General features: G+C 39.1%; 21 protein-coding genes and 1 pseudogene. 12 read left to right on the top strand and 10 right to left on the bottom strand.

The window, feature by feature from the left end; translation table 11 throughout:
* Positions 1–6: 6 nt before the first annotated feature.
* Together hisD and hisG are read right to left on the bottom strand one after the other, a co-directional pair.
* Entirely contained in the window at positions 7–1,293 is a 1,287-nt protein-coding gene (gene hisD / locus AC0L4E_RS09645) for a histidinol dehydrogenase (RefSeq protein ID WP_473681586.1), read from the bottom strand.
* Positions 1,294–1,372: 79 nt separating this feature from the next.
* Complete coding sequence (gene hisG, locus AC0L4E_RS09640) at positions 1,373–2,272, bottom strand: ATP phosphoribosyltransferase (protein ID WP_473679021.1); 900 nt, start codon at positions 2,270–2,272, stop codon at positions 1,373–1,375.
* 547 nt (positions 2,273–2,819) lie between these two features.
* Between hisG and AC0L4E_RS09635 the strand changes: the two are divergent.
* From AC0L4E_RS09635 to rnd, 8 genes and pseudogenes are all read left to right on the top strand, one after another.
* Positions 2,820–4,744, top strand: a pseudogene (locus tag AC0L4E_RS09635) (ATP-dependent DNA helicase).
* A gap of 53 nt (positions 4,745–4,797) precedes the next feature.
* Positions 4,798–5,505 carry a tRNA (adenosine(37)-N6)-threonylcarbamoyltransferase complex dimerization subunit type 1 TsaB gene (tsaB, locus tag AC0L4E_RS09630; protein WP_473679020.1) on the top strand — a complete coding sequence of 236 codons (708 nt, stop codon included), beginning with the start codon at positions 4,798–4,800 and terminating at the stop codon, positions 5,503–5,505.
* Between the two features lie 74 nt (positions 5,506–5,579).
* Positions 5,580–6,008, top strand: coding sequence for a hypothetical protein (locus tag AC0L4E_RS09625; protein ID WP_473679019.1), 429 nt, complete (start codon positions 5,580–5,582; stop codon positions 6,006–6,008).
* Positions 6,001–6,687, top strand: coding sequence for a M50 family metallopeptidase (locus AC0L4E_RS09620; protein ID WP_473679018.1), 687 nt, complete (start codon positions 6,001–6,003; stop codon positions 6,685–6,687). The genes AC0L4E_RS09625 and AC0L4E_RS09620 overlap by 8 nt, the downstream gene beginning before the upstream one ends.
* A 71-nt stretch (positions 6,688–6,758) precedes the next feature.
* Positions 6,759–7,628 (top strand): class I SAM-dependent methyltransferase, encoded by an 870-nt coding sequence (locus tag AC0L4E_RS09615; protein ID WP_473679017.1) that lies wholly within the window; start codon positions 6,759–6,761, stop codon positions 7,626–7,628.
* 71 nt (positions 7,629–7,699) lie between these two features.
* Positions 7,700–8,629, top strand: coding sequence for an alpha/beta fold hydrolase (locus AC0L4E_RS09610; RefSeq protein ID WP_473679016.1), 930 nt, complete (start codon positions 7,700–7,702; stop codon positions 8,627–8,629).
* Between the two features lie 233 nt (positions 8,630–8,862).
* Entirely contained in the window at positions 8,863–10,536 is a 1,674-nt protein-coding gene (gene fadD, locus AC0L4E_RS09605) for a long-chain-fatty-acid--CoA ligase FadD (RefSeq protein WP_473679015.1), read from the top strand.
* Positions 10,537–10,615: 79 nt separating this feature from the next.
* Positions 10,616–11,728, top strand: a complete 1,113-nt coding sequence (rnd, locus tag AC0L4E_RS09600) for a ribonuclease D (RefSeq protein ID WP_473679014.1) — start codon at positions 10,616–10,618, stop codon at positions 11,726–11,728.
* Between the two features lie 190 nt (positions 11,729–11,918).
* Here rnd and minE read toward each other — a convergent pair whose 3' ends face one another.
* Genes minE through minC form a run of 3 tightly spaced genes read right to left on the bottom strand, consistent with a single transcriptional unit; the run spans position 11,919 to position 13,685 of the window.
* Positions 11,919–12,179 carry a cell division topological specificity factor MinE gene (minE, locus tag AC0L4E_RS09595; protein ID WP_285165026.1) on the bottom strand — a complete coding sequence of 87 codons (261 nt, stop codon included), beginning with the start codon at positions 12,177–12,179 and terminating at the stop codon, positions 11,919–11,921.
* Between the two features lie 2 nt (positions 12,180–12,181).
* On the bottom strand, positions 12,182–12,991 hold the full coding sequence (gene minD, locus AC0L4E_RS09590) for a septum site-determining protein MinD (RefSeq protein ID WP_102526246.1): 810 nt from the start codon (positions 12,989–12,991) through the stop codon (positions 12,182–12,184).
* A 28-nt stretch (positions 12,992–13,019) separates the two neighbouring features.
* Complete coding sequence (gene minC, locus AC0L4E_RS09585; RefSeq protein ID WP_473679013.1) at positions 13,020–13,685, bottom strand: septum site-determining protein MinC; 666 nt, start codon at positions 13,683–13,685, stop codon at positions 13,020–13,022.
* 121 nt (positions 13,686–13,806) lie between these two features.
* Between minC and AC0L4E_RS09580 the strand changes: the two genes are divergently transcribed.
* The 3 genes from AC0L4E_RS09580 (at position 13,807) to AC0L4E_RS09570 (ending at position 15,727) form a co-directional block, all read left to right on the top strand.
* Positions 13,807–14,085: a YcgL domain-containing protein gene (locus tag AC0L4E_RS09580; RefSeq protein ID WP_473681584.1), complete on the top strand. Its 279-nt coding sequence runs from the start codon at positions 13,807–13,809 to the stop codon at positions 14,083–14,085.
* Between the two features lie 184 nt (positions 14,086–14,269).
* Positions 14,270–15,244, top strand: a complete 975-nt coding sequence (locus tag AC0L4E_RS09575) for a lytic murein transglycosylase (protein WP_473679012.1) — start codon at positions 14,270–14,272, stop codon at positions 15,242–15,244.
* A gap of 42 nt (positions 15,245–15,286) precedes the next feature.
* Positions 15,287–15,727, top strand: coding sequence for a YcgN family cysteine cluster protein (locus AC0L4E_RS09570; protein WP_473679011.1), 441 nt, complete (start codon positions 15,287–15,289; stop codon positions 15,725–15,727).
* Between the two features lie 134 nt (positions 15,728–15,861).
* On the opposite strand, the gene dsbB is transcribed toward AC0L4E_RS09570, so the two are convergent.
* Positions 15,862–16,377: a disulfide bond formation protein DsbB gene (gene dsbB / locus AC0L4E_RS09565; protein WP_473679010.1), complete on the bottom strand. Its 516-nt coding sequence runs from the start codon at positions 16,375–16,377 to the stop codon at positions 15,862–15,864.
* A gap of 83 nt (positions 16,378–16,460) precedes the next feature.
* Complete coding sequence (nhaB, locus tag AC0L4E_RS09560; RefSeq protein ID WP_473679009.1) at positions 16,461–18,047, bottom strand: sodium/proton antiporter NhaB; 1,587 nt, start codon at positions 18,045–18,047, stop codon at positions 16,461–16,463.
* 444 nt (positions 18,048–18,491) lie between these two features.
* Between nhaB and fadR the strand changes: the two genes are divergently transcribed.
* A complete protein-coding gene (gene fadR / locus AC0L4E_RS09555; RefSeq protein ID WP_473679008.1) occupies positions 18,492–19,223 on the top strand; it encodes a fatty acid metabolism transcriptional regulator FadR in 732 nt (243 codons plus the stop codon).
* 93 nt (positions 19,224–19,316) lie between these two features.
* On the opposite strand, the gene AC0L4E_RS09550 is transcribed toward fadR, so the two are convergent.
* The 3 genes from AC0L4E_RS09550 to AC0L4E_RS09540 all read right to left on the bottom strand — a co-directional run bounded on the left by AC0L4E_RS09550 (position 19,317) and on the right by AC0L4E_RS09540 (position 24,162).
* Positions 19,317–20,879, bottom strand: a complete 1,563-nt coding sequence (locus AC0L4E_RS09550; RefSeq protein ID WP_473679007.1) for a SpoVR family protein — start codon at positions 20,877–20,879, stop codon at positions 19,317–19,319.
* 10 nt (positions 20,880–20,889) lie between these two features.
* Positions 20,890–22,161 carry a YeaH/YhbH family protein gene (locus tag AC0L4E_RS09545; RefSeq protein WP_473679006.1) on the bottom strand — a complete coding sequence of 424 codons (1,272 nt, stop codon included), beginning with the start codon at positions 22,159–22,161 and terminating at the stop codon, positions 20,890–20,892.
* Positions 22,162–22,227: 66 nt separating this feature from the next.
* Entirely contained in the window at positions 22,228–24,162 is a 1,935-nt protein-coding gene (locus AC0L4E_RS09540) for a PrkA family serine protein kinase (RefSeq protein ID WP_473679005.1), read from the bottom strand.
* Positions 24,163–24,183 lie beyond the last annotated feature (21 nt).

The following is a 24,183-nucleotide window of genomic DNA, read 5'->3' as shown; positions in this document are numbered from 1 at the left end:
CTTGCGCTATAGAGTACTCAAACGGATAGCTACGGCATTTTTATGTGCATCTAATAATTCGTTTTCAGCTAATACCATTACTGTTTCACCTAAGTTCTGTAGACCTTGCGGTGTTAGCTCTTGCACAGTGAACCTGCGACAAAAATCTGCTAATGAGAGACTTGATACGCTGCGGCTATAACCATATGTTGGTAATACATGGTTGGTTCCGCTGGCGTAATCACCCACAGATTCAGGGGTGTAAGCGCCTAAAAATACACTGCCTGCAGCGCGAATATTGGCAAGTATCGCTCTTGGATTTTCAGTTTGAATAATTAAATGCTCTGGCCCGTATAAGTTAGAAACAACCGCTGCTTCTGCTATGTTTTTAACAATAATCGAGCGACTACAACTTAAAGCTTGCGCTGCTATATCTTGTCGCGACAATTGCGCCAGCTGTTTTTCAAGCTCACAATTTACAGCATCTGCAATAGCTATTGATTCTGTTACTAACATGACTTGTGAGTCTGGGCCGTGCTCTGCTTGAGACAATAAATCAGCTGCAATAAAAGCTGGGTTTGCTTGCTCATCAGCAATCACGAGTACTTCAGAAGGACCTGCGGGCATGTCAATCGCAACGCTACAACGACCATCTTGTGACACTAATCGTTTCGCTTCAGTAACAAAACGATTGCCAGGGCCAAAGATTTTATCGACAGCAGGAACTGATTCGGTGCCAAAGGCGAGCGCTGCAATAGCTTGCGCGCCGCCAACTTGGTAAATCTCGGTGATGCCACAAACCTTGGCCGCATAAACAATAGCGTCATTGATTGGCGGAGGACTGACTAATACGCGCTGCTCACAACCTGCAATTTTTGCAGGCAAAGCTAACATCATTACCGTTGAAATCAGCGGAGCGCTGCCACCAGGAATATACAAACCCACTTTTTCAATCGCTTCAGAGCGTAATTCGCAGCGAATACCAGGCTGAGTTTCTACGTCTATAGGATTGAATTTCTGTGCTTGGTGAAAAGTATCAATATTGCTAACTGCATTTGCGACAGCTTGCTTAACTTCAGATGACACTCTTTCACAAGCTTGCTCAATTTCATCAGCTGCTAACGCGATTGATGAAATATTAACGCCGTCGAAACGTTGGCTATATTGCTTAAGTGCGCTATCGCCATCTGCTACAACGGTATTAATGATGTCACGAACGGACTGCTCAACACTGTTATCACCAATCAAGGGCGAGCGTGATAATGCTTGCTGCTGAGATTCAGGGCTTAACTGTGCCCAATTCAGGGTTTGCATTGATTGTTTAGTTTGCATTCGTGGCTCCGCTACTACTATTTTGGCTCTGACTATTTGAAACGTTACAGTGCGAGTTAAATTAACCTGCCATTTTCTCAATTGGCATAACGAGAATAGAACTTGCGCCTAATGTGGTTAATTCTTCCATGGTGTCCCAGAATAAATCTTCGGTACTTACGGCGTGGATAGCAACGCGATTGGTATCATCATTAAGTGGTAATACTGTTGGATTTTCTGCGCCAGGAAGTAAAGCAACGATTTGGTCTAAGGTTTCTCTAGGGGCGTGTAAAAGGATGTACTTGCTTTCACGTGCTCGGACAACACCATTCATGCGGGATAAAATCTTATCAATTAATGCTTGCTTGCCCGGCTCTTGCTCTTCAGCTGATTGAATAATACAAGCCATAGATTGATAGATAATGTCAGTTTCGTATAAGCCGTTTGCTTCAAGGGTTGCGCCGGTAGACACTAAATCACAAATACCATCGGATAGACCTGCACGAGGAGCTACTTCAACCGAGCCTTTTAACATACAGTCACTGTAGTTAATGCCTTTTTCTTGCATGTAACGACGAAGCAGGTTTGGATAAGAAGTTGCAATGCGTAAACCTTCAAGTGAACTTGCGTTTTCATAACTAAACTCGTTAGGAACAGCTAGTGATAGGCGACATGCGCCAAAGTCTAATTCACGCAGTTTTACGCAGTCAGCTGGCTTGCCTAAGGTTTGACGTTCTATTTGTTCTTCTTCTAGAACATTCTCGCCAATAATTCCTAAGTCGACGACACCATCCATCACTAAACCTGGAATATCATCGTCACGGACACGAAGTAAATCGATTGGCATATTATCAGCGTGAACAATTAATCTTTGCTCATTAACATTGAATTTAACGCCGCAACTTTTGAGTAGTTTTTGTGACTCTTTTGAAAGTCGACCTGATTTTTGAATCGCTATACGCAGTCTGTTATTTTCGCTCATGATGTAACCCCTAATAAATTTAATATAAAAACAATAATTTAAAGCCTAGAAACTAAAAAACCCCTGAAATCTCTTTCAGGGGTTTGTGTATCTTTTTACAACCGCCTGAAGGAAATAGTCCTCCGGCAGTGAGCATCCGAAGGCTACCGCAAATGGTGATGATGATGGTTTGTGTTGATTCGGATGAACATAATAAATTCTCTTTTAAATTAGCTTGTGTAATTTCATTACAAACAATCTAACCCCTTTTAAATTTGTTTGCAATACAGAATAAAGACTAATTGTGATTTTTTTCAAAATAAAAAACATAACTTATATCAGTATGATTTATAGACTTATTTTCACACTGCTTGTGTATACAAGTTCATTAAAAGTAGTGGTTAAATTAACTATTAATACGAGTTAATCTCATTAGCGAAATAAAGTATCGGACATTTTCTTTCATTGTTAAGCGCACTAATTAATTAGATAATATGAACATTATGATTAAGTAGATCGGAATTCCTTCAAATAGTGATGCAAATGAGTCAATTTTTAAGAGTTAATTGTGAGCAGTAGATTACAAAAAGAAGTTGAATTGGCTTTTTCTTCTGCGGGCGCTTTGGCTAAAAGCGTTCATCAATATCGCCCGAGACAAAGTCAATTTGATATGGCAATGGCAGTTAGTAGCGCCATTGCAGATAAACATAATTTGATTTTAGAAGCGGGTACTGGGGTAGGTAAAACTTATGCTTATTTGATCCCCGCATTGTTAAGCGGTAAACAAGTCATCATTAGTACTGGTAGTAAAAACCTACAAGAGCAATTATTTTTTAAAGATTTACCTTTGCTACTAAAGATGTTTTCAGTCGCGCCTAAAGTCGCATTATTAAAAGGCCGTAGTAACTATTTATGTCAGCTTAGGCTTGAAAAAATCTACAGCAAATCAGTCAAATGTCACCTCAAGTGGTTGATGAATTGATCAAGATAAATCAATGGGCGAGTATGACCAAAGATGGTGATACTGGTAATTTAACCTCTGTTGCTGAAAACTCTGCCACTATCGCGACTGTCACCAGTACTAAAGAGAGCTGTACAGGTAAAAGATGCAGTTATTACGATGCATGTTTTAGCCGTAAAGCAAAAATAAAGGCGCAAGATGCTAAAGTCGTCGTAGTAAATCATCATTTATTCTTTGCTGACAGATTACTTAAAGACACTGGCTTTGCAGAGCTGTTACCAGAAGCTGATGTTGTCGTTTTTGATGAAGCCCATTTAGTCCCCGATGTGTGTATTAACTATTTTGGACAGCAAATCTCGACTCGAGATATTGACCGTTTACTTAATCAAGTTATCGATATCTACCGCACTGAACTGCGTGACAGTATTCAATTAGAACAACTTAGCCAACGCATTTTAGTAAAACTATCCCATTGGCAAAATGAGTTACTGGAAGCAGAAGTAATAGATTGGCGTCAGGTAATATCTAACAAAGCACTTGCGACACATTCATGGGATTTATTAAAAGAGCTTACCTTGATGTTAACGGTGACCACAGAACATGTTGGTCGAAGTGAGTCGTTAGATGATGTGGTGACACAGTTATCAGCTGTAATTGGTAACTTACAAAGCTATTTTGAATGTAACGATCAAAACGCCGCTTATAGTGTTGAGCCAAGTGGACGCTTTACCATGTTGCGAATTGCGCCCATTAATATTGCCAAACAATGTCAGCAATTATTTGATAAACAAACCCAATGGATTTTTACTTCGGCTACGTTGCAAGTTAATCGTCAGCTAAAACATTTTGCAGATGAACTAGGGCTTGGCAAAGCTAAACAAATTATCCTCGACAGTCCTTTTGATTATCCCAATCAAGCCTTATTTTGTGTACCTAGACATTTGGCAAAGTCTGGGCAATCGGCCGCTAATGTAAATCAATTAGTCGATGTGTGTACTCAAGCGATAAACGCCGCTCAAGGTCGTACCTTTATACTGTTCACTAGTCACCATATGTTGCAACAGGTGGCTATAGCGCTGCAACGAAAGGTTAATTACCCTTTGTTAGTACAAGGACAAGCGAGTAAACAAAGCTTGTTAAATAAATTCCGTCAGCTAGGTAACGGGGTATTATTAGGCACGAGCAGTTTTTGGGAGGGGATTGATGTAAGAGGGCGGCTATTGAGCTGCGTGATAATCGATAAACTCCCATTTGTGTCACCAGATGACACTTTATATCGAGCTAGAGCAGCTAACGCAGAGCGAAGTAATAAAGATCCATTTAATACTATTTCCTTGCCACAAGCTGTCATTAGTTTAAAGCAAGGTGTCGGCCGGCTTATTAGAGATGAAAAGGATCGCGGTGTATTAATATTGTGCGATAACCGAATTGTTAATCGACCCTATGGTGAGGCATTTATTAACTCATTGCCGCCAATGAGCCGTACTCGTGATTTAGATGCCGCGTTAAGCTTTTTAAAAAGTATCCCATAAGTTATTATATTGGCCATTATTTAAAGATTTACTCTAGGGTTAACACGTCTTACATGACTCAAATTTATTCAGATTTAACGATACTTGCATTAGATACATGTACAGAATCTTGTTCTGCTGCGTTATTACATCAGCAATGTTTACATACCCGTTCAGCTAATGCTCCAAGAGAACATAGCCAACGTTTATTACCTATGGTTGATGAAGTACTAAAAGAAGCAGAGATTAAAATTGCGAATGTAAACTTGATTGCATATGGCCGTGGACCAGGTAGTTTTACTGGGATCCGTATATGTACTAGCATGACGCAAGGGCTAGCATTGGGTCATGATATTCCTGTTATTGGAATTTCAACTTTGGCAGCAATGGCGCAAATGGCGATTGATTCAGCCCAAGCTAAACAAGTTTTTGTTGCGATTGATGCGCGAATGAATGAAGTCTACTGGGCTCAGTTTGTTGATGTGGATGGCATTGCGACCTTAGTGGGCGACGAGCATGTTACTAACCCTGATAAAGTACTCATCAGTTTGGACACCAAACAAGAGATCGTATTATGCGGTACTGGTTTTGATGCTTACCCAGATTTATTAACTAAAATTGACTCAACTAAGATGTCTGATATTAAGTTACCCGATGCCGAAGCAATGATAAAACTTGCTCAGGTTGGTTTCGCACAAGGTTTATCAACACCAGTTGATGATTTAGCACCTGTGTATTTACGTGATACGGTGACTTGGAAAAAGCTTCCGGGTAGAGAATAAATCCGTTAACGTTTTAGTTTATTCAATATTGTTTATTCAAAATAGTTTCAGAAAATAATAGGAGGACGATGTTAATGCAATCTACAATGTATTCGGCCATTCAGCCTTTGTCTTCCTATAATCCTTTCTCGCTCAATAATAGTGCTGCTACACAGCCTATTAAACAAAACAGTTCTGCAGTTAAAGTTGATGGTTTGAATGACATTTCGGCCATCAAAAAACAAGCGAAAGTTAATGAAACTGTTAATAGTCAGTCTGAAGGCCAGCAGGCAAGTCATCCTGGCTCAACTTCTATATTCGATCAGCAAGTATTGTACTTTGATGAATCAGCGATTAAGTCAGCGGTTGATGCCAAAGTACATTATGATAATCAAACATCGACGAATGCACAGCAGCATCACTCTCAAGGTAGTCCAGGAGCGATAAAAGAATACTTGCTTAATCAGCATGCTGCACAGCGAGATCAAATTCAACAAATGGTGGGCATTGATTTATATGCATGATCCTAAGCCGAAAAGCTTATCTGCTATTCCTTCTAAAGGAATATTTTTCCTAGAAGTTCTTGTCGCATTCCTTATCACCAAACTCCCTTTTATTAGTATTCCGTTTAAATGGTTTGAAAGTTACTTCCATGAGATCTCTCACGGGCTCGCTGCAATTGTTTCTGGCGGAATGGTTAACCAAATTCAATTGTTTCCAAATGGCGCAGGTTTGTGCTTTACCCAAGGTGGTTTTGCACCGTTAATTACCTTTAGTGGTTATTTTGGCGCAGCTTTGTGGGGTTATCTTATTTTCTTACTAGCCACCTGGCGTGCGGGGATTCGATTAACCCTAGGCTTATTAGGTCTGACCGTTGTCGCTTCAATTATATTTTGGGCACGAGATTTATTAACCATTGCTATTCTTATTAGCCTTGCTTTATTTTTACTACTGCCTCTTAAATTTGACCATTCAACTTGGTTGAATACTTTACTGCGTATGCTCGGTCTTATGATTATCCTTAATGCTATGACGAGCCCAACTGTGTTATTTGGCTTATCAACTCAGGGCGATGCGGCTAAACTTTCGCAGTTAACATGGCTGCCGTCTTGGATATGGGTCATCATGTGGGTAGCGTTTAGTTGCTTTATGTTATGGATGTGCTGGCGAAGAGTTGACGACAACAAGCCACAAACAGTTTAGAGTGATCAACCTAGCAATCTTTGCCGTATCAGTTGCTGTTTATAAAAGACAATTTCTTCAGGGAGAAGACAATGAAACGTACGTTACTGTTAACCACCGCGCTTGGTTTAAGCACGTTAGGTTTAGCTACCGTTAGTCATAGTGTAATTGCACATGACCATGCAAGCAGCGAAAAAGCTCAAGCTGTCAAAATTAATCCTCAACTAGCCGCAGCGGTTGCGAGTGATTTTCGAAGCGAAAAAAATACTGCCCGTGATAACTACCGTAATCCAGCTGAGACTCTCGCATTTTTAGGTATTCAAGCTGACGATACTGTTATTGAGTTATGGCCTGGTGGTGGTTGGTATACTGAAATATTAGCGCCATACCTCGCAGAGAAAGGACAGTATATCGGCGGGATTTTCGAAACAAACCCAAAAGAAGATACCAAACGTACCCAGTATTACGCTAAAGCGGGTAAAAAGTTTGAAGCTTGGTTAAGCGATAATAAAGAAGCCGTTGGTAATGCATCTACTGTGACTTTTCAGCCTCCAGCATCAGTTGATTTAGGTATTGATAACAGTGCAGATTATGTACTGACGTTCCGTAACCTTCATAACTGGGCTGGACAAAAACAGTTAGAAAATGCCTTTACTTCATCTTATAAAGTATTAAAAGATGGCGGTGTTTTTGGTGTTGTAGAGCATCGCGCGAATCCTGGTATGTCTTTTGACAGTGGCTATATGGACCAAGCAGAAATGATCGCGTTAGCAGAAAAAGTAGGTTTTACATTCGTAGCGTCTTCAGAAGTTAATGCTAATCCTAAAGACACCAAAGATTACGCTAAAGGCGTGTGGACATTACCTCCACGCTTAGCACTTGAAGATGAAGATAAGCAAAAGTATCTTGATATAGGTGAAAGCGATCGTATGACACTTAAGTTTGTCAAAAAAGCGAAGTAAGCGTTTTTAATAGCTTTACAAGTAAACTTTAATGAATACTTCAGAGTATTCTGCAAGATAAGAAGTCATCAATGAATGAGCCAATTGTAAAATCGCCGCAATATGAGGATGTCGATTTTCAATTGGCTCATATTCGTTTAGCGGCAAAGCGATACGGACATAAAGATAAACCCATCTTATTAGCGCTTCATGGCTGGTTAGATAATGCTGACAGCTTCGTGCCTTTAGTTGAAGCATTTGAACAACAATCGCTATTTGAAGACTTCCAACTCATTGCGATTGATTGGCCAGGCCATGGCTTATCACAACATCGACCAGGCCATTATCCACTGCATTGGATTGATTACCTCTATGATCTCGATGAGTTAATGATCAAGTTAACTCAAACACAGCCGGTAAGCATTATTGGTCACTCCTTGGGAGGAATCGTTGCAGCAGCTTACAATGCGGCTTTTCCTGATAAAGTCAGCCAATTAATATTAATTGAAGCACTATCGCCAATATTTGAGTCTGCTAAACATTCTAAAGAGCGTTTAAATAGAAGTTTTAAGCAACATCATCGCTTTAATCAGACTAAGCAGAATAGTGAAAAAGGAAATCAAGCTATACCACGTGAACCTAACCGTGGACTCTCCATTGAACGTGCGGTAAACGCACGTCATCAGTTGACGGGGATGGACAAACAATGGTGCGAGTTAATTATTAGGCGTAATCTTGAAATTAAAAATCAGCAATATTGTTGGAAAAGTGATCCGCGTTTAAAACTAGATTCGCCTTATAGATTAACCTTTGAACAGGTTGATGTTTTAATGAGCGTCAGTGACACACCCTGTTTATTAATATTAGCCGAACAGGGCTTTAAACAGTTAAAATTAGCTTTGCCCCAAGCAAAGTTGTGGTTTAACCATTTAACGGATGTGCAAATTGAAGGAGATCATCATTTGCATATGGGCAGTGCGGAGCAAGTTGCTAACAAGATTAGAACATTTATTCTAAATTAAGCATCTTGAGGTGCAAAATCACTATGATTTTTTTTCATTTATGTGATTATGGTCTGAATTTAAACGGTCGTATGATTTTTTGTGTGGCTGAGAATAATAATTATCAATAACGTTTTTACTGTAACTAGTAACAATAATAAGAATTTACGCTAGTGTTGATGCAGTGATCTTTGACACCGTACTTATTGAACTAATTGGTTCATAAAAAGTGTCAGGATAAATAGGAGAAAATTGTGGACCAGCCTTGGATAAATAACTTACCAGAACACGTACCGGCAGAAATTGATACTCAGCAATTTGCTTCGTTAGTCGATATGTTTGAATCTGCAGTATCAAAATACGCTGATCAACCTGCATTTATTAATATGGGGGCGACGCTTACATACCGTAAGTTAGAAGAAAGAAGTCGTGCATTTGCAGCCTATTTACAAAATGAATTAAAGCTTGAAAAAGGTGACCGTGTTGCCTTGATGATGCCGAACTTACTGCAATACCCTATTGCACTATTTGGTGTCTTAAGAGCAGGTATGGTGGTGGTAAACGTAAACCCACTTTATACCCCAAGAGAACTAAAGCACCAATTAGTGGATTCAGGCGCTAAAGCCATTGTTGTGGTTTCAAATTTCGCCCGTACTTTAGAAGAAGTTGTTGCTGAAACGCCAGTTGAGTCAGTGATCATCACTGGTCTTGGTGACCAACTAAGTGCGCCAAAACGTACTTTGGTTAATTTCGTTGTTAAATACATCAAGAAGATGGTGCCGAAGTACAGCTTACCTCATGCGCTTTCTTTCAGGCAGTCGCTAACTAAAGGCCGTCGTCAGCAATATATTAAGCCTGAAATTACCTCTGAAGATTTATCCTTTTTACAATATACCGGTGGTACTACCGGTGTTTCAAAAGGGGCGATGCTTACCCATGGCAATGTAGTGAGTAACGTTTTACAAGCAAACGGTGCTTATTCTCCTGCGCTTAAAGACGGTACAGAGTTCGTTGTTACTGCATTACCGCTTTATCATATTTTTGCCCTTACAGTGAATTGTTTATTATTCCTCCACAAAGGCAGCAAAAACTTATTAATTACCAATCCGCGTGATTTGCCTGCTTTTGTCGGCGAGCTAAAAAAGTATCCTTTTACTGCGTTAACTGGGGTTAATACGCTATTTAATGCCTTGGTTAATGATGAAGATTTTAAAAGCCTCGATTTTAGTCGTTTAAAATTATCTATCGGCGGCGGGATGGCTGTGCAAAAAGCGGTTGCTGATAAATGGCAAAAGATTACTGAAACGCGGCTATTAGAAGGTTATGGCTTAACTGAGGCATCGCCACTCGTGACATGTTGTCCCTATAACCTAGATGGTTACAATGGCTCAATCGGTTTCCCTGCACCTTCAACTGACATCCAAATTCGAGATGATGAAGGTAAGGTTTTAGCTCAAGGCGAAACAGGCGAGCTTTTTGCTAAAGGACCGCAAGTGATGAAAGGCTACTGGCAACGTCCAGAAGAAACAGCCAAAGTGATTGATAATAACGGTTGGTTAGCCACGGGTGATATTGGTTATATGGATGAGAAGGGCTTCTTCTTTATCGTTGACCGTAAAAAAGACATGATCTTAGTTTCAGGGTTTAACGTTTTCCCAAATGAAGTTGAAGATGTGGTTGCACTACATCCGCAAGTAATTGAGGTTGCAGCTGTCGGCGTACCGAATGATGCCAGCGGTGAACTCGTTAAAATATTTGTCGTGGCTAAAGATAATAGTTTAACTGAAGGCGATATTATTAAGCATTGTCGTCATCATTTAACAGGATATAAGGTACCAAAGCTGGTAGAATTCAGAGATGAGTTACCAAAATCCAATGTAGGTAAGATTTTACGACGAGAACTTCGAGACGAAGTTAAATCAGCGTAAAGTAGAGCCGGCAATAGCCGGCTTTTTATTGCATGTCATTTAGGTTTACATTGGCGATAAGTTAATACTGGAGATAATTTTGTTATCGTTTGAATACATTAGCGATCAAGCAAGCCTTGAGCAATTAGTCGCTCAATATCAGCAAAGTGATTTACTGGTATTAGACACAGAGTTTGTCAGAACAAGAACCTATTATGCCAAGTTAGGTCTAATTCAAGCTTATGACGGTAAAACGTTGGCTTTAATCGATCCAGTAGCGTTACCAGATTTAAGCTGTTTTTGGCAGTTATTATCAGATACTAATATTACTAAACTCGTGCACTCATGCAGCGAAGATTTAGAAGTGTTTGCTCGTTATGGTAACTGTCAACCAGCACCATTATTTGATAGTCAAATCGCAGCTAGCTTATGTGGTTTAGGCCACGGTGTCGGTTACGCTAAATTGGTCCAGATGTTCTTAGAGGTTGAAATCGATAAAGGTGAATCTCGCACCGACTGGATGAAAAGACCGCTCACTGATGCACAACTTCAATATGCCGCTAACGATGTTTATTATCTCTACAAACTTTATTCGCAGCTGCTAGCCAAAGTTAACGAAGCCAACAGAATGGAATGGTTACTTGAAGAAGGTGAGCGCATGACAGAAGGGCGCCTTACGCCGCCTAACGAAGAGCTAGCCTACCTAAAAGTGAAAAATGCGTTCCAACTATTTCCGAAACAGCTTGCATATTTAAAAGTGCTAGCGACTTGGCGCTTACAAAAAGCGTTGAAAAAAGACTCAGCGCTTGGCTTTATCATTAAAGATCATGCGATGATAGCATTAGCTAAAAAGCAACCTAAAACGGTAATAGAGTTAAATCAGTTGAATGATTTAACTGATCATGAGAAACGTTTTCATGGCAAAGATTTGGTTAAGGTTCTACAAACTGCCGATCTAGATAATTTACCTGAAGCTGTTGATGTTATTGCACTTAAAAATGGATATAAAGCCTCGTTTAAGGAAGTGAAGGCGATATTAGCTGCAATAGCAGAAGAAAAAGATGTGGCAATTGAGTTTATTGGATCAAAACGTTTGATACATGAATTTTTGCTATGGCTTCATCATAAAAAACAAACTCAAACGCCTTTATTACTCTCAGGTTGGCGTGGTGCGCTTGTAAATGATGCACTTGATGCCATAAAATTTGGCTAATTATGTTTGCTTAGAGAATGATTAAATTTCTCAAAATCTTTGATAGTTTTAGTTTAACAACAAAAAGCCCAGATGAGCGAATGTCATCTGAGCTTTTTTAATATACAACTAATATCTATAACCTAAAGCAGCTTAGTAACGCTTAGTGCGCTAACTGACGCTGTATACTCTCCAACTTCTGCTTATATAATTACTTTCCGTCTGGAAGGGTAACATTAAGCTCTAATACTGAGAGTTTGTCATCGTTTTGGTCAAGTTGCACAGAAACCTGATCTTCAGATATTTGTACATACTTTCGGATCACTTCAATAATCTCTTGCTTCATTTTTGGAAAGTAATCAGGCGCATCACGTTCACCACGTTGATGAGCAACAATTATCTGTAAACGCTCTTTTGCCGTTACAGCTGTATTGGTTTTTTTATTGCTTCTGAAATAATCGAGTATTGACATAATTAGCTACCAAATATCCTTTTTAAGAATCCTTTTTTCTCTTCAGTAAGAAACCTAAATGGTACTTCTTCACCAAGTAAACGTTGGACAGTATCAGCGTAAGCTAAGCCCGCATCACTTTCATCATCATTAATAACAGGGATACCCGAGTTTGATGCTTTTAATACAGCTTGCGACTCAGGAATAACGCCCAGTAATTTAATGGCTAAAATCTCTGATACATCTTCAACACTTAACATTTCACCTGTTTTAACTCTTGCAGGTGAATAACGAGTAAGTAATAAAAACTCTTGAATTGGCTCAAGATTTTGTTCAGCGCGGCGAGAGCGACTTTGTAGCATACCTAAAATGCGGTCTGAATCTCGAACAGAGCTGACTTCAGGGTTAGTAGTTACAATGGCAATGTCTGCAAAATAGAGTGCCATCATCGCACCTTGCTCGATACCCGCTGGTGAGTCGCAAACAATGTAATCGAAATCTTTACTTAACTCATCTAATACGCCGCCAACACCTTCTTTAGTTAAGGCATCTTTATCGCGGGTTTGTGACGCTGGAAGAATAAACAATTTGTCGCAGCGCTTATCTTTAATTAAGGCTTGGTTTAAATTCGCTTCGCCATTGATGACGTTAACGAAATCATAAACTACACGACGTTCACAACCCATAATTAGGTCGAGGTTTCGTAGACCAATATCAAAATCGATAACAACAGTTTTTTTGCCTTTTAAAGCTAATCCTGTTGCAATTGCAGCGCTTGAAGTTGTTTTACCAACGCCACCTTTACCTGATGTGACAACAATTATTTGTGCCATTTGTTATTATATCCTTTTATGTTGCCAACTATTGAGGCAATGATTCAACCATGAGTGTATCGCTACTTAAGCGAACGCAACCTCGTTGATCGCTACAATGCTGCTGCAAATGTTCTGCTAACCAATATTGTCCAGCAATTGAAACTAATTCGGCGTCTAGTGAGCTTGCGATGATAATACTGTTTCTATCACCTGCAGCGCCCGCCATTGCTTTACCACGTAAAGCGCCATATATATGAATGCTACCATCAGCAATAACTTCAGCACCATTACCAACGGCACCAAAGATGATTAAGTCAGCATTTTTTGCGTAAATTTGTTGTCCTGAGCGGACATTTTGCTTAATGATTTTGGCTTCTTTAGTCGGAGCAGGCATATTCTTAGCTTGCTTGCCTGATTTCACAATCGCTAAACCTAAAGACTTTGCCTGCTGACTAATACTTTCATTAGTAGATGTTACACCAACAATGATCAGTTGGTTATCAGTGAGAAGTTGTTTTAATGCTGCGAGATCAATATCATGATTTTCAATTGCACTTAGATTTAAGATTAATGGTGCACCAATGAAAAACTGTGGTGCTTGAGATAACTTAGTATCGAGATCAGCAGCAATTGCATTAAAATCATGAGTATTAATATGAAGTACTGAAAGAGTAAAAGATGTGGCTTTTAACTCAAGACTTTGTATGGCCATCCAGACGTTAATCTCCAAAAAAGTCAGTGTGAGAACTGAATTGCAATTAAATTATTAATTGTCCATGTTATAGTGTGCGTTGTTGACTATCAAGCAAGAAACAGAGGAATTTAAGCCCAAAATGATATGCGCCATATATAAAAGTAGCCGAAAACTCGATACCTACTTATTTGTTGAGAAACGTGATGTTTTTGATGCAGTTCCTGAACCTTTAATGAAGATGTTTGGCACACCTAAATTGGTGATGATGGTACCACTATCAAAAAGAACCGAGTTAGCCATGGCAGATATTGAAAAAGTTAAATCTGAATTGACTGAAAAAGGCTTCTATCTTCAACTGCCACCACCAGTTACTAATCTATTAGATGAGCACCGCAAAAGTTTAGGGATTACTGACTAAGGTCGCTTAAAAATAGTGTGTTAATTTGATAATGGAAGTCAGTTTTGTTTTAAATACCAGTTTGTATAAGATAATAGCTTGATTTTGATATGGTTATATTTTGTATTTCGACGTTAACACAAATGTGTTAACGTTTAGTTCATAAGAATAAAAATAGCAACAATGAGTTAATTTAGGACATTTTATGATTGGGAAGATCATTTCATCTGTAATAGTCATTTTTTTTACTATTAACCTTGCGTATGCTCAGCAGAGCCTAAGCTTTGATGATTATTTAGCTACATTACAAGAAAAAGCTGCTCAAGCAGGTGTTTCACAAAACACGATTGATAAACATTTTTCAAAAATTAAAGTGTTCAAGCGTGCCACAGCTAATGGTTCAGACAAACCGTTAAACCTTGAAAGCTATATTCCACAAAATGCACCAGAAATAACCGTCAGCACAGCTCGTGCAATGTTTAAAGAACAGCAAGAGTCGTTCATTACGATAGGCGATCGTTATGGAGTTCAACCGCGTTTTTTAGTGGCTCTATGGGGTATGACTTCTGAATTCGGTGAAAAGAAGGGGAACTTCCCTATATTATCTGTTACGGCATCGAATGCTTATTCGGGTAATAAAGAACAATTTTATATTGATGAATTTATTGCAGCATTAAAAATCCTTGATACTGACCAAGTTCAATATGAGCAGTTAATAGGTTCGTCTACAGGTGCTATGGGGCATATGCAGCTAATGCCTTCGCAATATCTGGCTCATGCCCAAGACGGCAACGGTGATGGTGTAAAAGATATTTGGAATAATCAATTTGATGCGTTTGCCACTGCAGCATCTATGTTAAAAGATGCTGGCTGGAAAAATAGTGAGACTTGGGGCCGCCAGGTAAGCGCTATTAATCCAATAGAAAATGAATTTGTTGGCACGGACCACACTGAAACATTTAATAAATGGCAAGATTTAGGTGTAAGACGATATAACGGTAATGACTTACCTAAACGTGACGATATGCAAGTTTCACTATTAATGCCTGATGGTGCTAATGGCCGACAATATTTGGTCTATAACAACTTTCGCTTGTTACAAGCTTGGTCAGTAAAGGAACATTTTTTACTCACTGTGACTTACCTTTCAGAACGAATCAAAAATCCTCCAATCAATTAATGATATAATGCTGGCAATGTAAGGTTAATGCTGTACTGAATTATGTCTTTTTGGGTTGAAAAAAAACTTAGCGAACTTACCACTGTACAATGGGAAGCATTGTGCGATGGTTGCGGTAAGTGTTGTTTAAATAAATTAATTGATGATGAAACAGAAGAGCTGTATTACACCGATGCTGCTTGTCATTTATTAGATGATGAAACCTGCGGTTGTCGCCGCTATCCTGAACGTTTTAAATATGTGCCAGCTTGCACTGCAATAACGGTAGATAATGTTGCTGAATTAACTTGGTTACCAGACTCTTGTGCTTATAAACGTTTGCATGAAGGTAGAGAGCTACCAACTTGGCACCCGTTAATTACTGGTTCGAAAGATGAGATGCATGCTGCGGGAATTTCAGTTAAAGGTAAAACCATTAACGAAAATAAAGTGCGTGATGTATTTGATCATATCGTTCTTTGGCCGCTTAAAGACGTAGATTAAGTAACTTAAATTCTAGTGTTTAATGTCAAAATTAATAAAAAAGCACTCATATGTGAGTGCTTTTTTTATAATTATTTGATTGAGTTAAGCTTTAAAATGGTATTTATATCTTATTTAAAGCTTATACAAATTAGCTATTTAGATTTTAACGGTTTTAACGCAGGGATTAGCATCACAGCAAGCACAATAAGATAAATGATAAAAGTGACTATCATCCATTGAGCCATGCTGACAGATAAAAACGTCCAAGGGTCATCACTGCACATTCCTGTTGGTGAAAATACCGAAGGCAACCATTCATCTAATGGCATCCAACTTGGAAACTCAGGAAAAAATGAACAAGTTGAAAAAGGTGAGGGGTCGACTTGTAAATCATTTAATTCAAGGGAAAGTTTTAAGCCCCAAACGGCACTTACGCCCCATCCAACTAAGCCTGTAATTCTGGTTAACCAGAAACTAGGTGCTATAGCGCCAATAACACTGGCTATGATTAAACCAAGCACTGCAACACGAACATATACGCACATGACACAGGGATCTAATTCCATGATGTATTGAAAGAATAACGCTGCAGCTTCAAGCCCAATAGCGGATAAAAGCAACACCATCCATGCGGTGCGAGAGCGAGTAAATTTCTGTAAACCAGTCAAATCAATCTCCTGTCGATTTATGACGATAAAAAAACACCCTCGAATGAGGGTGTTTTCAAAACAAACGTTAAATCAAATCAGTGTTAATGTCCAACAGTGCCGCCAATAACATCTTTAGCAGAGTGATGAATAATAATGTGATTATCATAATAGTATTGCGTCATATCCGTTAAGAATCCTGATTCAATCATAACGATACCAACAATAGAAAGTACGATTGTATAAGGTAGTGCCATCCAAACCATGCGACCGTACGACAGTCTAACCAATGGTGCAAGAGCTGAGGTTAGCAAGAATAAGAACGCTGCTTGGCCATTTGGAGTTGCAACAGAAGGTAAGTTTGTACCAGTATTAATAGCAACGGCTAGGAGGTCAAATTGGTCACGGGTGATTTGGCCGCTGATTAATGCAGCTTTAACCTCATTGATGTAAACGGTACCAACAAATACGTTATCGCTCACCATAGACAACAAACCATTCGCAATATAGAAAACAACTAATTGTGCGTTACCTTCGAAGCTTAGTGCCCATTGAATGACTGGCGCGAACAAATGTTGGTCGATGATGACACCAACTACAGCAAAGAAAACGGCTAATAACGCGGTAAAAGGGAGCGCTTCCTCAAATGCTTTACCTAGAGCATGCTCATCAGTTACACCATTAAACGCCGTGGTTAAGATAATAACTGAAAGGCCAATTAACCCAACTGAAGCTAAATGAAAAGCAAGTCCTATAACTAGCCATACACCAACTAAAGCTTGTACTAGCAGTTTCATTTTGTCTGCTTTTGTACGGTTTTGATCTTCGTAATCAGAATAATCACTTAAGATTTTATGAACTGCATCAGGAAGCTGTGCACCATAACTAAACCATTTAAATTTTTCGACTATAAAACAGGTGGTAACACCTGCAATGAATACCGGAATAGTGACAGGCGACATGCGAATAAAGAATTCACTAAACTGCCAATGGGCCTGTGCTGCAATTATTAAGTTTTGTGGCTCACCGACCATAGTACAAACGCCACCTAATGCAGTACCAACACCAGCGTGCATTAAAAGATTACGTAAGAAACCACGGAAAGCTTCAAGCTCTTCATCATTCAATTGCTCGCGTTCTTCAGAGGTATGATCATGGTCGCTGCTAAAGTCTTTACCCGACGCCACTTTGTGGTAGATCGAATAGAAACCAATTGCGACAGCAATAATTACCGCGATAACAGTTAATGCATCTAGAAAAGCTGATAAAAAAGCAGAAGAGACACAAAACATCAATGAAACAATGACTTTCGAGCGTACTTTTGTGATCATTTTAGTGAACACAAACAGCAATAGCTGTTTCATGAAGTAAATACCAGCAACCATAAAGATCAATAGTAGTAGCACTTCTAAGTTTGCTTCAATCTCATGCAAGACTTGTGTGGGGGAAGTCATGCCGATAAATACGGCTTGAATGGCCAAAAGACCACCGGGTTGAAGTGGGTAACACTTTAACGCCATTGCAAGAGTAAAAATAAATTCTAAGACAAGAACCCACCCGGCTACGAATGGACTGACATAGAAAAATAATAATGGGTTTATAACAAGAAACGATAAAATTGCATATTTGTACCATCTTGGGGAATTACCCAAGAAGTTACTAAAAAATGCAGCACCAGTGGTTAACGGCATAATAGCCTCTCCAGTTGTGAATTTATGATAGTGAACTTTTGAGGAAGGAATCTGACAGACAAATCGAAGCCGAAATGAGAGTTTAAAAGGTAAAAGGATGATTTATAGTGCGTTAACTATGTTGTTTATTAGCTACTACTTCTACTTTTACCGTGTTGATACAATTATTTCTTAGCGCTTTAATTTGTTATTTCAAAATTCGTTAGTTGTGCCACTAACTTACATCCATTTTGTTTGGCGCGTAGTTTAGCGCAAACGTTCGATATTGTAATGCGATAAAAAAATCCACGACAAAAACATAACCAATATAACTACTACCTCACAATCTTTTCTATGGCTGGATAATTAATAACCATTAGTGCATCTAAATCGGTCGTTTAACCGCTATCGATGGTGTGTAATTGCAAGAGCTCTGGTATGATCAGTTCATAGGATAACTACGGGATGTTCAAGTTGACAATTATCAATGCAAAAGGTCCTGCAAGTTTTGCAGAGAAGTATATCGTTCGTTCGATATGGGAAAACAAGTTTCCACCAGGTTCGATATTGCCTGCAGAACGCGAGCTATCAGAATTAATTGGTGTTACAAGAACCACGTTACGCGAAGTGTTACAGCGTTTAGCACGTGATGGCTGGTTGAAAATTCAACATGGTAAGCCAACTCAAGTAAACAACTTTTGGGAAACATCGGGTCTTAATATTCTTGAGACTATTGCCGATTTAAATCCTGATGGCTTTCCGTTACTCGTTGATCAGCTATTATCAGCAAGAGCCAATGTTAGTACGATTTATTTCCGCGGTGCGGTTCGTAATAACCCTGATAAAGCACAGGAAGTTTTAGCCAAAATACACCAACTAGAAGACAGTGCTGAAGCTTACGCAGATTACGATTATGAATTACATCACGCTTTAGCGTTTTCATCGGGTAATCCGTTGTATGTATTAATTCTTAATGGTTTTAAAGGTTTATATAGTCGAGTAGGGCGTTATTATTTCTCGAGTCAAGAAGCCCGTACTATAGCTTTAGACTTTTATAAAGCATTAGAAAAACTGGCTATTGAAGGTAAATACACCGAAGTTAATGCGTTGATGAAAACTAATGGCATTAACAGTGGCATTATGTGGCAAAAGCTTCGTGATGATATGCCTGCAGAAATTGCTATTAACGACAAATAATATTTGGCTGTGACTAGTAAATACAGTGTCTAGCAAATAATAAAAACCAACCTCAAGGTTGGTTTTTTTGTGAATAGAACTTTCTAATCCTGCTTATAGCGTCGTCATTTTACTATCATCGGTGGCTGGAGGGCATTGAGCCAGTTTTATGACCTTACCACTTGCATCGACTTGCTCTAAAGTGACGTCAAACCCCCATAATCGATGTAAATGTTTCAAAACTTCTTCATTGGTTCCGCCTAGAGGAATCCGCTTATTGGGCACATATCTTAATGTTAATGAACGATCACCATTAATATCAACTCGCTGCACCTGAATATTTGGCTCAAGGTTTGACAAGTTATACTGCTGAGAAAGCTTCTCTCGAATTAGATGATAACCTCGGTCATCATGAATCGCTGATACTGATAATTTATTACAACTGTCATCATCAAGAATACTGAATAATTTAAAGTCACGAATCACTTTTGGTGAAAGATACTGACTAATAAAACTTTCATCCTTAAAGTTTTCCATTGCAAAAGTCACAGTGGTTAACCAATCACTACCTGCAATATCAGGAAACCATCGTTTATCTTCTTCTGTAGGCTCTTCGCAAATTCGTCTGATATCAACAAACATGTTAAAGCCGAGAGCATAAGGGTTAATGCCACTGTAATAAGGGCTGTTATAGGCAGGTTGTGCAACTACGCCAGTATGACTTTGTAAAAACTCCAGCATAAACCTGTCGGTTACTGTGCCTTCATCAAACATATGATTCAAAATAGTGTAATGCCAAAACGTTGCCCAACCTTCATTCATCACTTGGGTTTGCTTTTGGGGATAAAAATATTGCGCCATTTTACGCACTATCCTTACTATTTCACGTTGCCATGGTTCTAGCAGTGGCGCATTTTTTTCGATGAAATATAAAATGTTTTCCTGAGGTTCATCAGGGAAATTGATTTGATTATCTATTTTTTGTTCATCAGGATTTTTAGGTACAGTACGCCATAAATCGTTAACCTGGCTTTGTAAGTATGCTTCACGATCTTTTTGACGCATTTTTTCTTCTTTAAACGACACTTCAGCAGGGCGTTTATACCTGTCTACACCATAGTTCATTAATGCATGGCATGAGTCCAGTGTCAGTTCGACTTGTTCTACACCAAAAGTTAATTCACACTCATGGATATAATTTTTGGCAAAGACCAAATAGTCGATAATTGAACTGGCATCAGTCCAAGTTTTAAATAAGTAATTATTTTTAAAAAAGCTGTTATGGCCAAAACTTGCATGTGCCATCACTAACGCTTGCATTGTGATGGTGTTTTCTTCCATTAAGTAGGCGATACAGGGATCTGAATTAATGACAATCTCATAAGCCAAGCCCATCTGACCACGGCGATAACCTTGCTCGGTTTCGATAAAACGTTTACCAAAAGACCAATGGGTATAACCTATTGGCATCCCAATGCCTGCATAGGCGTCCATCATTTGTTCAGCCGTTATTACTTCAATTTGATTGGGATAGCTGTCTAGTTTGTAAAAAGCAGCCACTTTTTCAATTTCTTCCATGTAAGTTTCGAGCAGTGAAAAACTCCAATCAGGCCCGTCATCAAGAGGTTGCTTTTTTATTTTGTCAGCTTCGGTCGAATGATTTAGTTCTGCTGTCATTGTGTTCTCCTTAGCTTGGCTGCTTTTTAAATAATTCACGGAACACGGGGTAGATATCATCAACTTCTTTAATGTGTTGCACTGCAATATTGCCAAACTCTTGTTGCAAGGCTTCATACTCGCGCCATAGTGTTTGATGTGCGCGGCGGGTGATTTCGATATAACTAAAATAGCGCGACACTGGAAGAATTTTATCTGCTAATAATTGTTTACATGCAGGTGAGTCATCGGCCCAGTTATCGCCATCTGATGCTTGAGCTGCGTAGATATTCCATTCATCTGCAGGATAGCGGGCTTGTTGAATTTCATGCATTAAATTCAATGCACTAGAAACAATTGTGCCGCCTGTCTCTTGAGAATAGAAAAATTCATGTTCGTCGACTTCTTTGGCTTGAGTATGATGTCGTATATAGACGACTTCTAAATTTTTATATGTTTGGGTTAAAAATAAATACAGTAAGATATAGAAGCGTTTAGCCATATCTTTGGTTGCTTGATCCATCGAGCCTGACACATCCATTAAACAAAACATTACTGCTTGGCTAGAAGGCTTTTCACGTTTGGCAAAATTATTAAACCTTAAATCGAAGCTGTCGATAAACGGCACACTGTTTATTTTCTTCTGTAAACCCTCTATTTGCTGTTTTAAATCCATGATGACTTCAGCTTGAGTACCAGGCGTGTTTTCAAGCTCATTTAGTTCAGCTTTAAGTTCTGCTAACTTTTTCTTTTTGCCTGCTGTCATGGCAATACGACGGGCATGGGATGAGCGTAGTGAGCGCACAATATTGATATTGGCAGGTACACCAACATTAGTGAATCCTGCTCGGTAGGTTTCAAATTCAACCATTTGTTTAGCGTTAGTTTGTTGAAGATCTGGCAGGGCTAAATCTTCAAATAGCAGTTCTAAATACTCGTCGTTGGAAATTTCAAATAAAAACTCATCTTTTCCTTCACCAGTGTTTGAAGCATCTCCTTCACCACTACCTTCGCCCGCACCACCACCCTTAGGTCGCTCAATTTGATCTCCTTGATTAAATTGATCATTACCTGGGTGAACGCGTTCGCGAATCCCCCCTTGTCCTTGATGAAAGATTGGCTCGCTAATGTCGCGGGTAGGGATGCTGATTTTCTCGCCTTTATCAATGTCAGTTACACTTCGGCGGGTGACAGCTTCGCTAACGGATTTTTTGATTTGTTTCTTATAGCGTTCAATAAATCGTTGTCGATTAACGGTGCTTTTGCCCTTAGCATTGAGGCGTCTATCTATAAAATTTGCCATACACAACTCCTAATGAACTTTGACCTTAATCATAAATACACTGACTAAGGCCAAAGTGAGCAAGACCTATGACGATTTACGAACCCTCAAGTACCACTCTGAAAGTAATCTAACTTGTTTTTGGGTGTATCCTTTTTCCATCATACGATTGATAAAGTCGTCATGTTTGCGCTGATCATCAGCAGACGTTTTAGCATTGAATGAAATAACTGGCAGAAGGTCCTCTGTGTTGGAAAACATTTTCTTCTCGATGACCACTCTTAGTTTTTCATAACTGGTCCATAGTGGGTTATTACCTTCGTTATTGGCTCTAGCACGTAATACAAAGTTAACGATTTCATTACGAAAATCCTTTGGATTACTAATGCCAGCAGGCTTTTCAATTTTCTCAAGCTCTGCATTAAGCGCAGCTCTATCAAATAATTGCCCAGTTTCAGGGTCGCGAAACTCTTGATCTTGGATCCAGAAATCTGCATAGGTGACATATCTATCAAAGATGTTTTGACCGTATTCAGAGTAAGATTCAAGGTAAGCTGTTTGGATCTCTTTACCAATAAACTCGACATATTTCGGGATCAAGTAGCCTTTTAAGAACTCTAAATAGCGTTCACTGAGTTCATTTGGGAATTGTTCCTGCTCGATTTGCTTCTCGAGTACATAAAATAAGTGCACAGGGTTTGCGGCAATTTCAGTGTCATCGAAGTTAAATACTCGCGATAAAATTTTAAATGCAAAACGAGTAGATAAGCCTTGCATACCTTCATCGACACCGGCGTAATCTCGGTATTCTTGGAATGACTTAGCTTTAGGATCGGTATCTTTTAATGTTTCACCATTATAAACCCGCATTTTAGAGTAAATTGATGAGTTTTCTGGCGCTTTTAAGCGAGATAAAATACTAAATTGTGCCAGAGTTTCTAAAGTACCAGGAGCACAGGGAGCAGTTGAAAGCTCTGAGTTACTTAGCAGTTTTTGGTAAATCTCCATTTCTTCAGATACACGTAAGCAATAAGGTACTTTGACGATATAAACCCTATCTAAGAATGCTTCGTTATTTTTGTTATTTCTGAATGTGGTCCACTCTGACTCATTCGAGTGAGCGAGGATCATGCCATTATAAGGCAGGGCAGATAACCCTTCAGTACCGTTATAGTTCCCTTCTTGAGTTGCTGTTAACAGTGGATGAAGCACTTTAATTGGTGCTTTAAACATTTCAACAAATTCCATTACCCCTTGGTTTGCACGACACAATGCACCTGAATAGGCGTAAGCATCGGCATCATCTTGAGAGAAATGTTCTAATTGACGAATATCTACTTTACCCACAAGTGCTGAAATATCTTGGTTGTTTTCGTCCCCAGGCTCAGTTTTGGCAATTGCCGTTTGATCAAGTATTGAAGGATAGACTTTAACAACTTTGAATTTAGTTATATCACCACCAAATTCGTGCAAGCGCTTAACAGCCCATGGTGACATGATGGTTTTAATGTAACGAGTTGGAATATTATATTCGTTTTTTAATAGCTCACCGTCTTCTTCTGAGTCAAATAAACACAGCGGACTGTCGTTGACTGGGCTGCGAACACCGTTAGCGGTTAAAATAAAAATGGGTACCTTTTGCATTAACGACTTTAGCTTTTCAGCCAGTGAAGATTTACCACCACCCACAGGGCCGAGTAAATACAAAATCTGTTTAGATTCTTCTAAGCCCTGCGCTGAATGCTTAAGGTAAGATACGATTTGTTCAATAGACTCTTCCATACCGTAAAAGTCTTTAAAGCTTGGATAGTGAGTGATAAGACGGTTTGAAAAAATACGGCTAAGTACTGGGTCTTTAGACGTATCAATTGTTTCAGATTCACCGATAGCCATCAGCATTCTTTCAGCTGCAGACACATATGCACTTCTATCTTCTTTACAGATTTCAAGAAACTGCTGTAGTGAATACTCTTCATCTAGCTTTTGTTCATAACGTTGTTGGTAATGTTCGAATATGCCCATAAGAAACCCCTTGAAACTTAG

This window comes from Shewanella sp. GJ50-10 (assembly GCF_055808815.1).
This window is presented reverse-complemented; position numbering and strand designations above follow the sequence as displayed.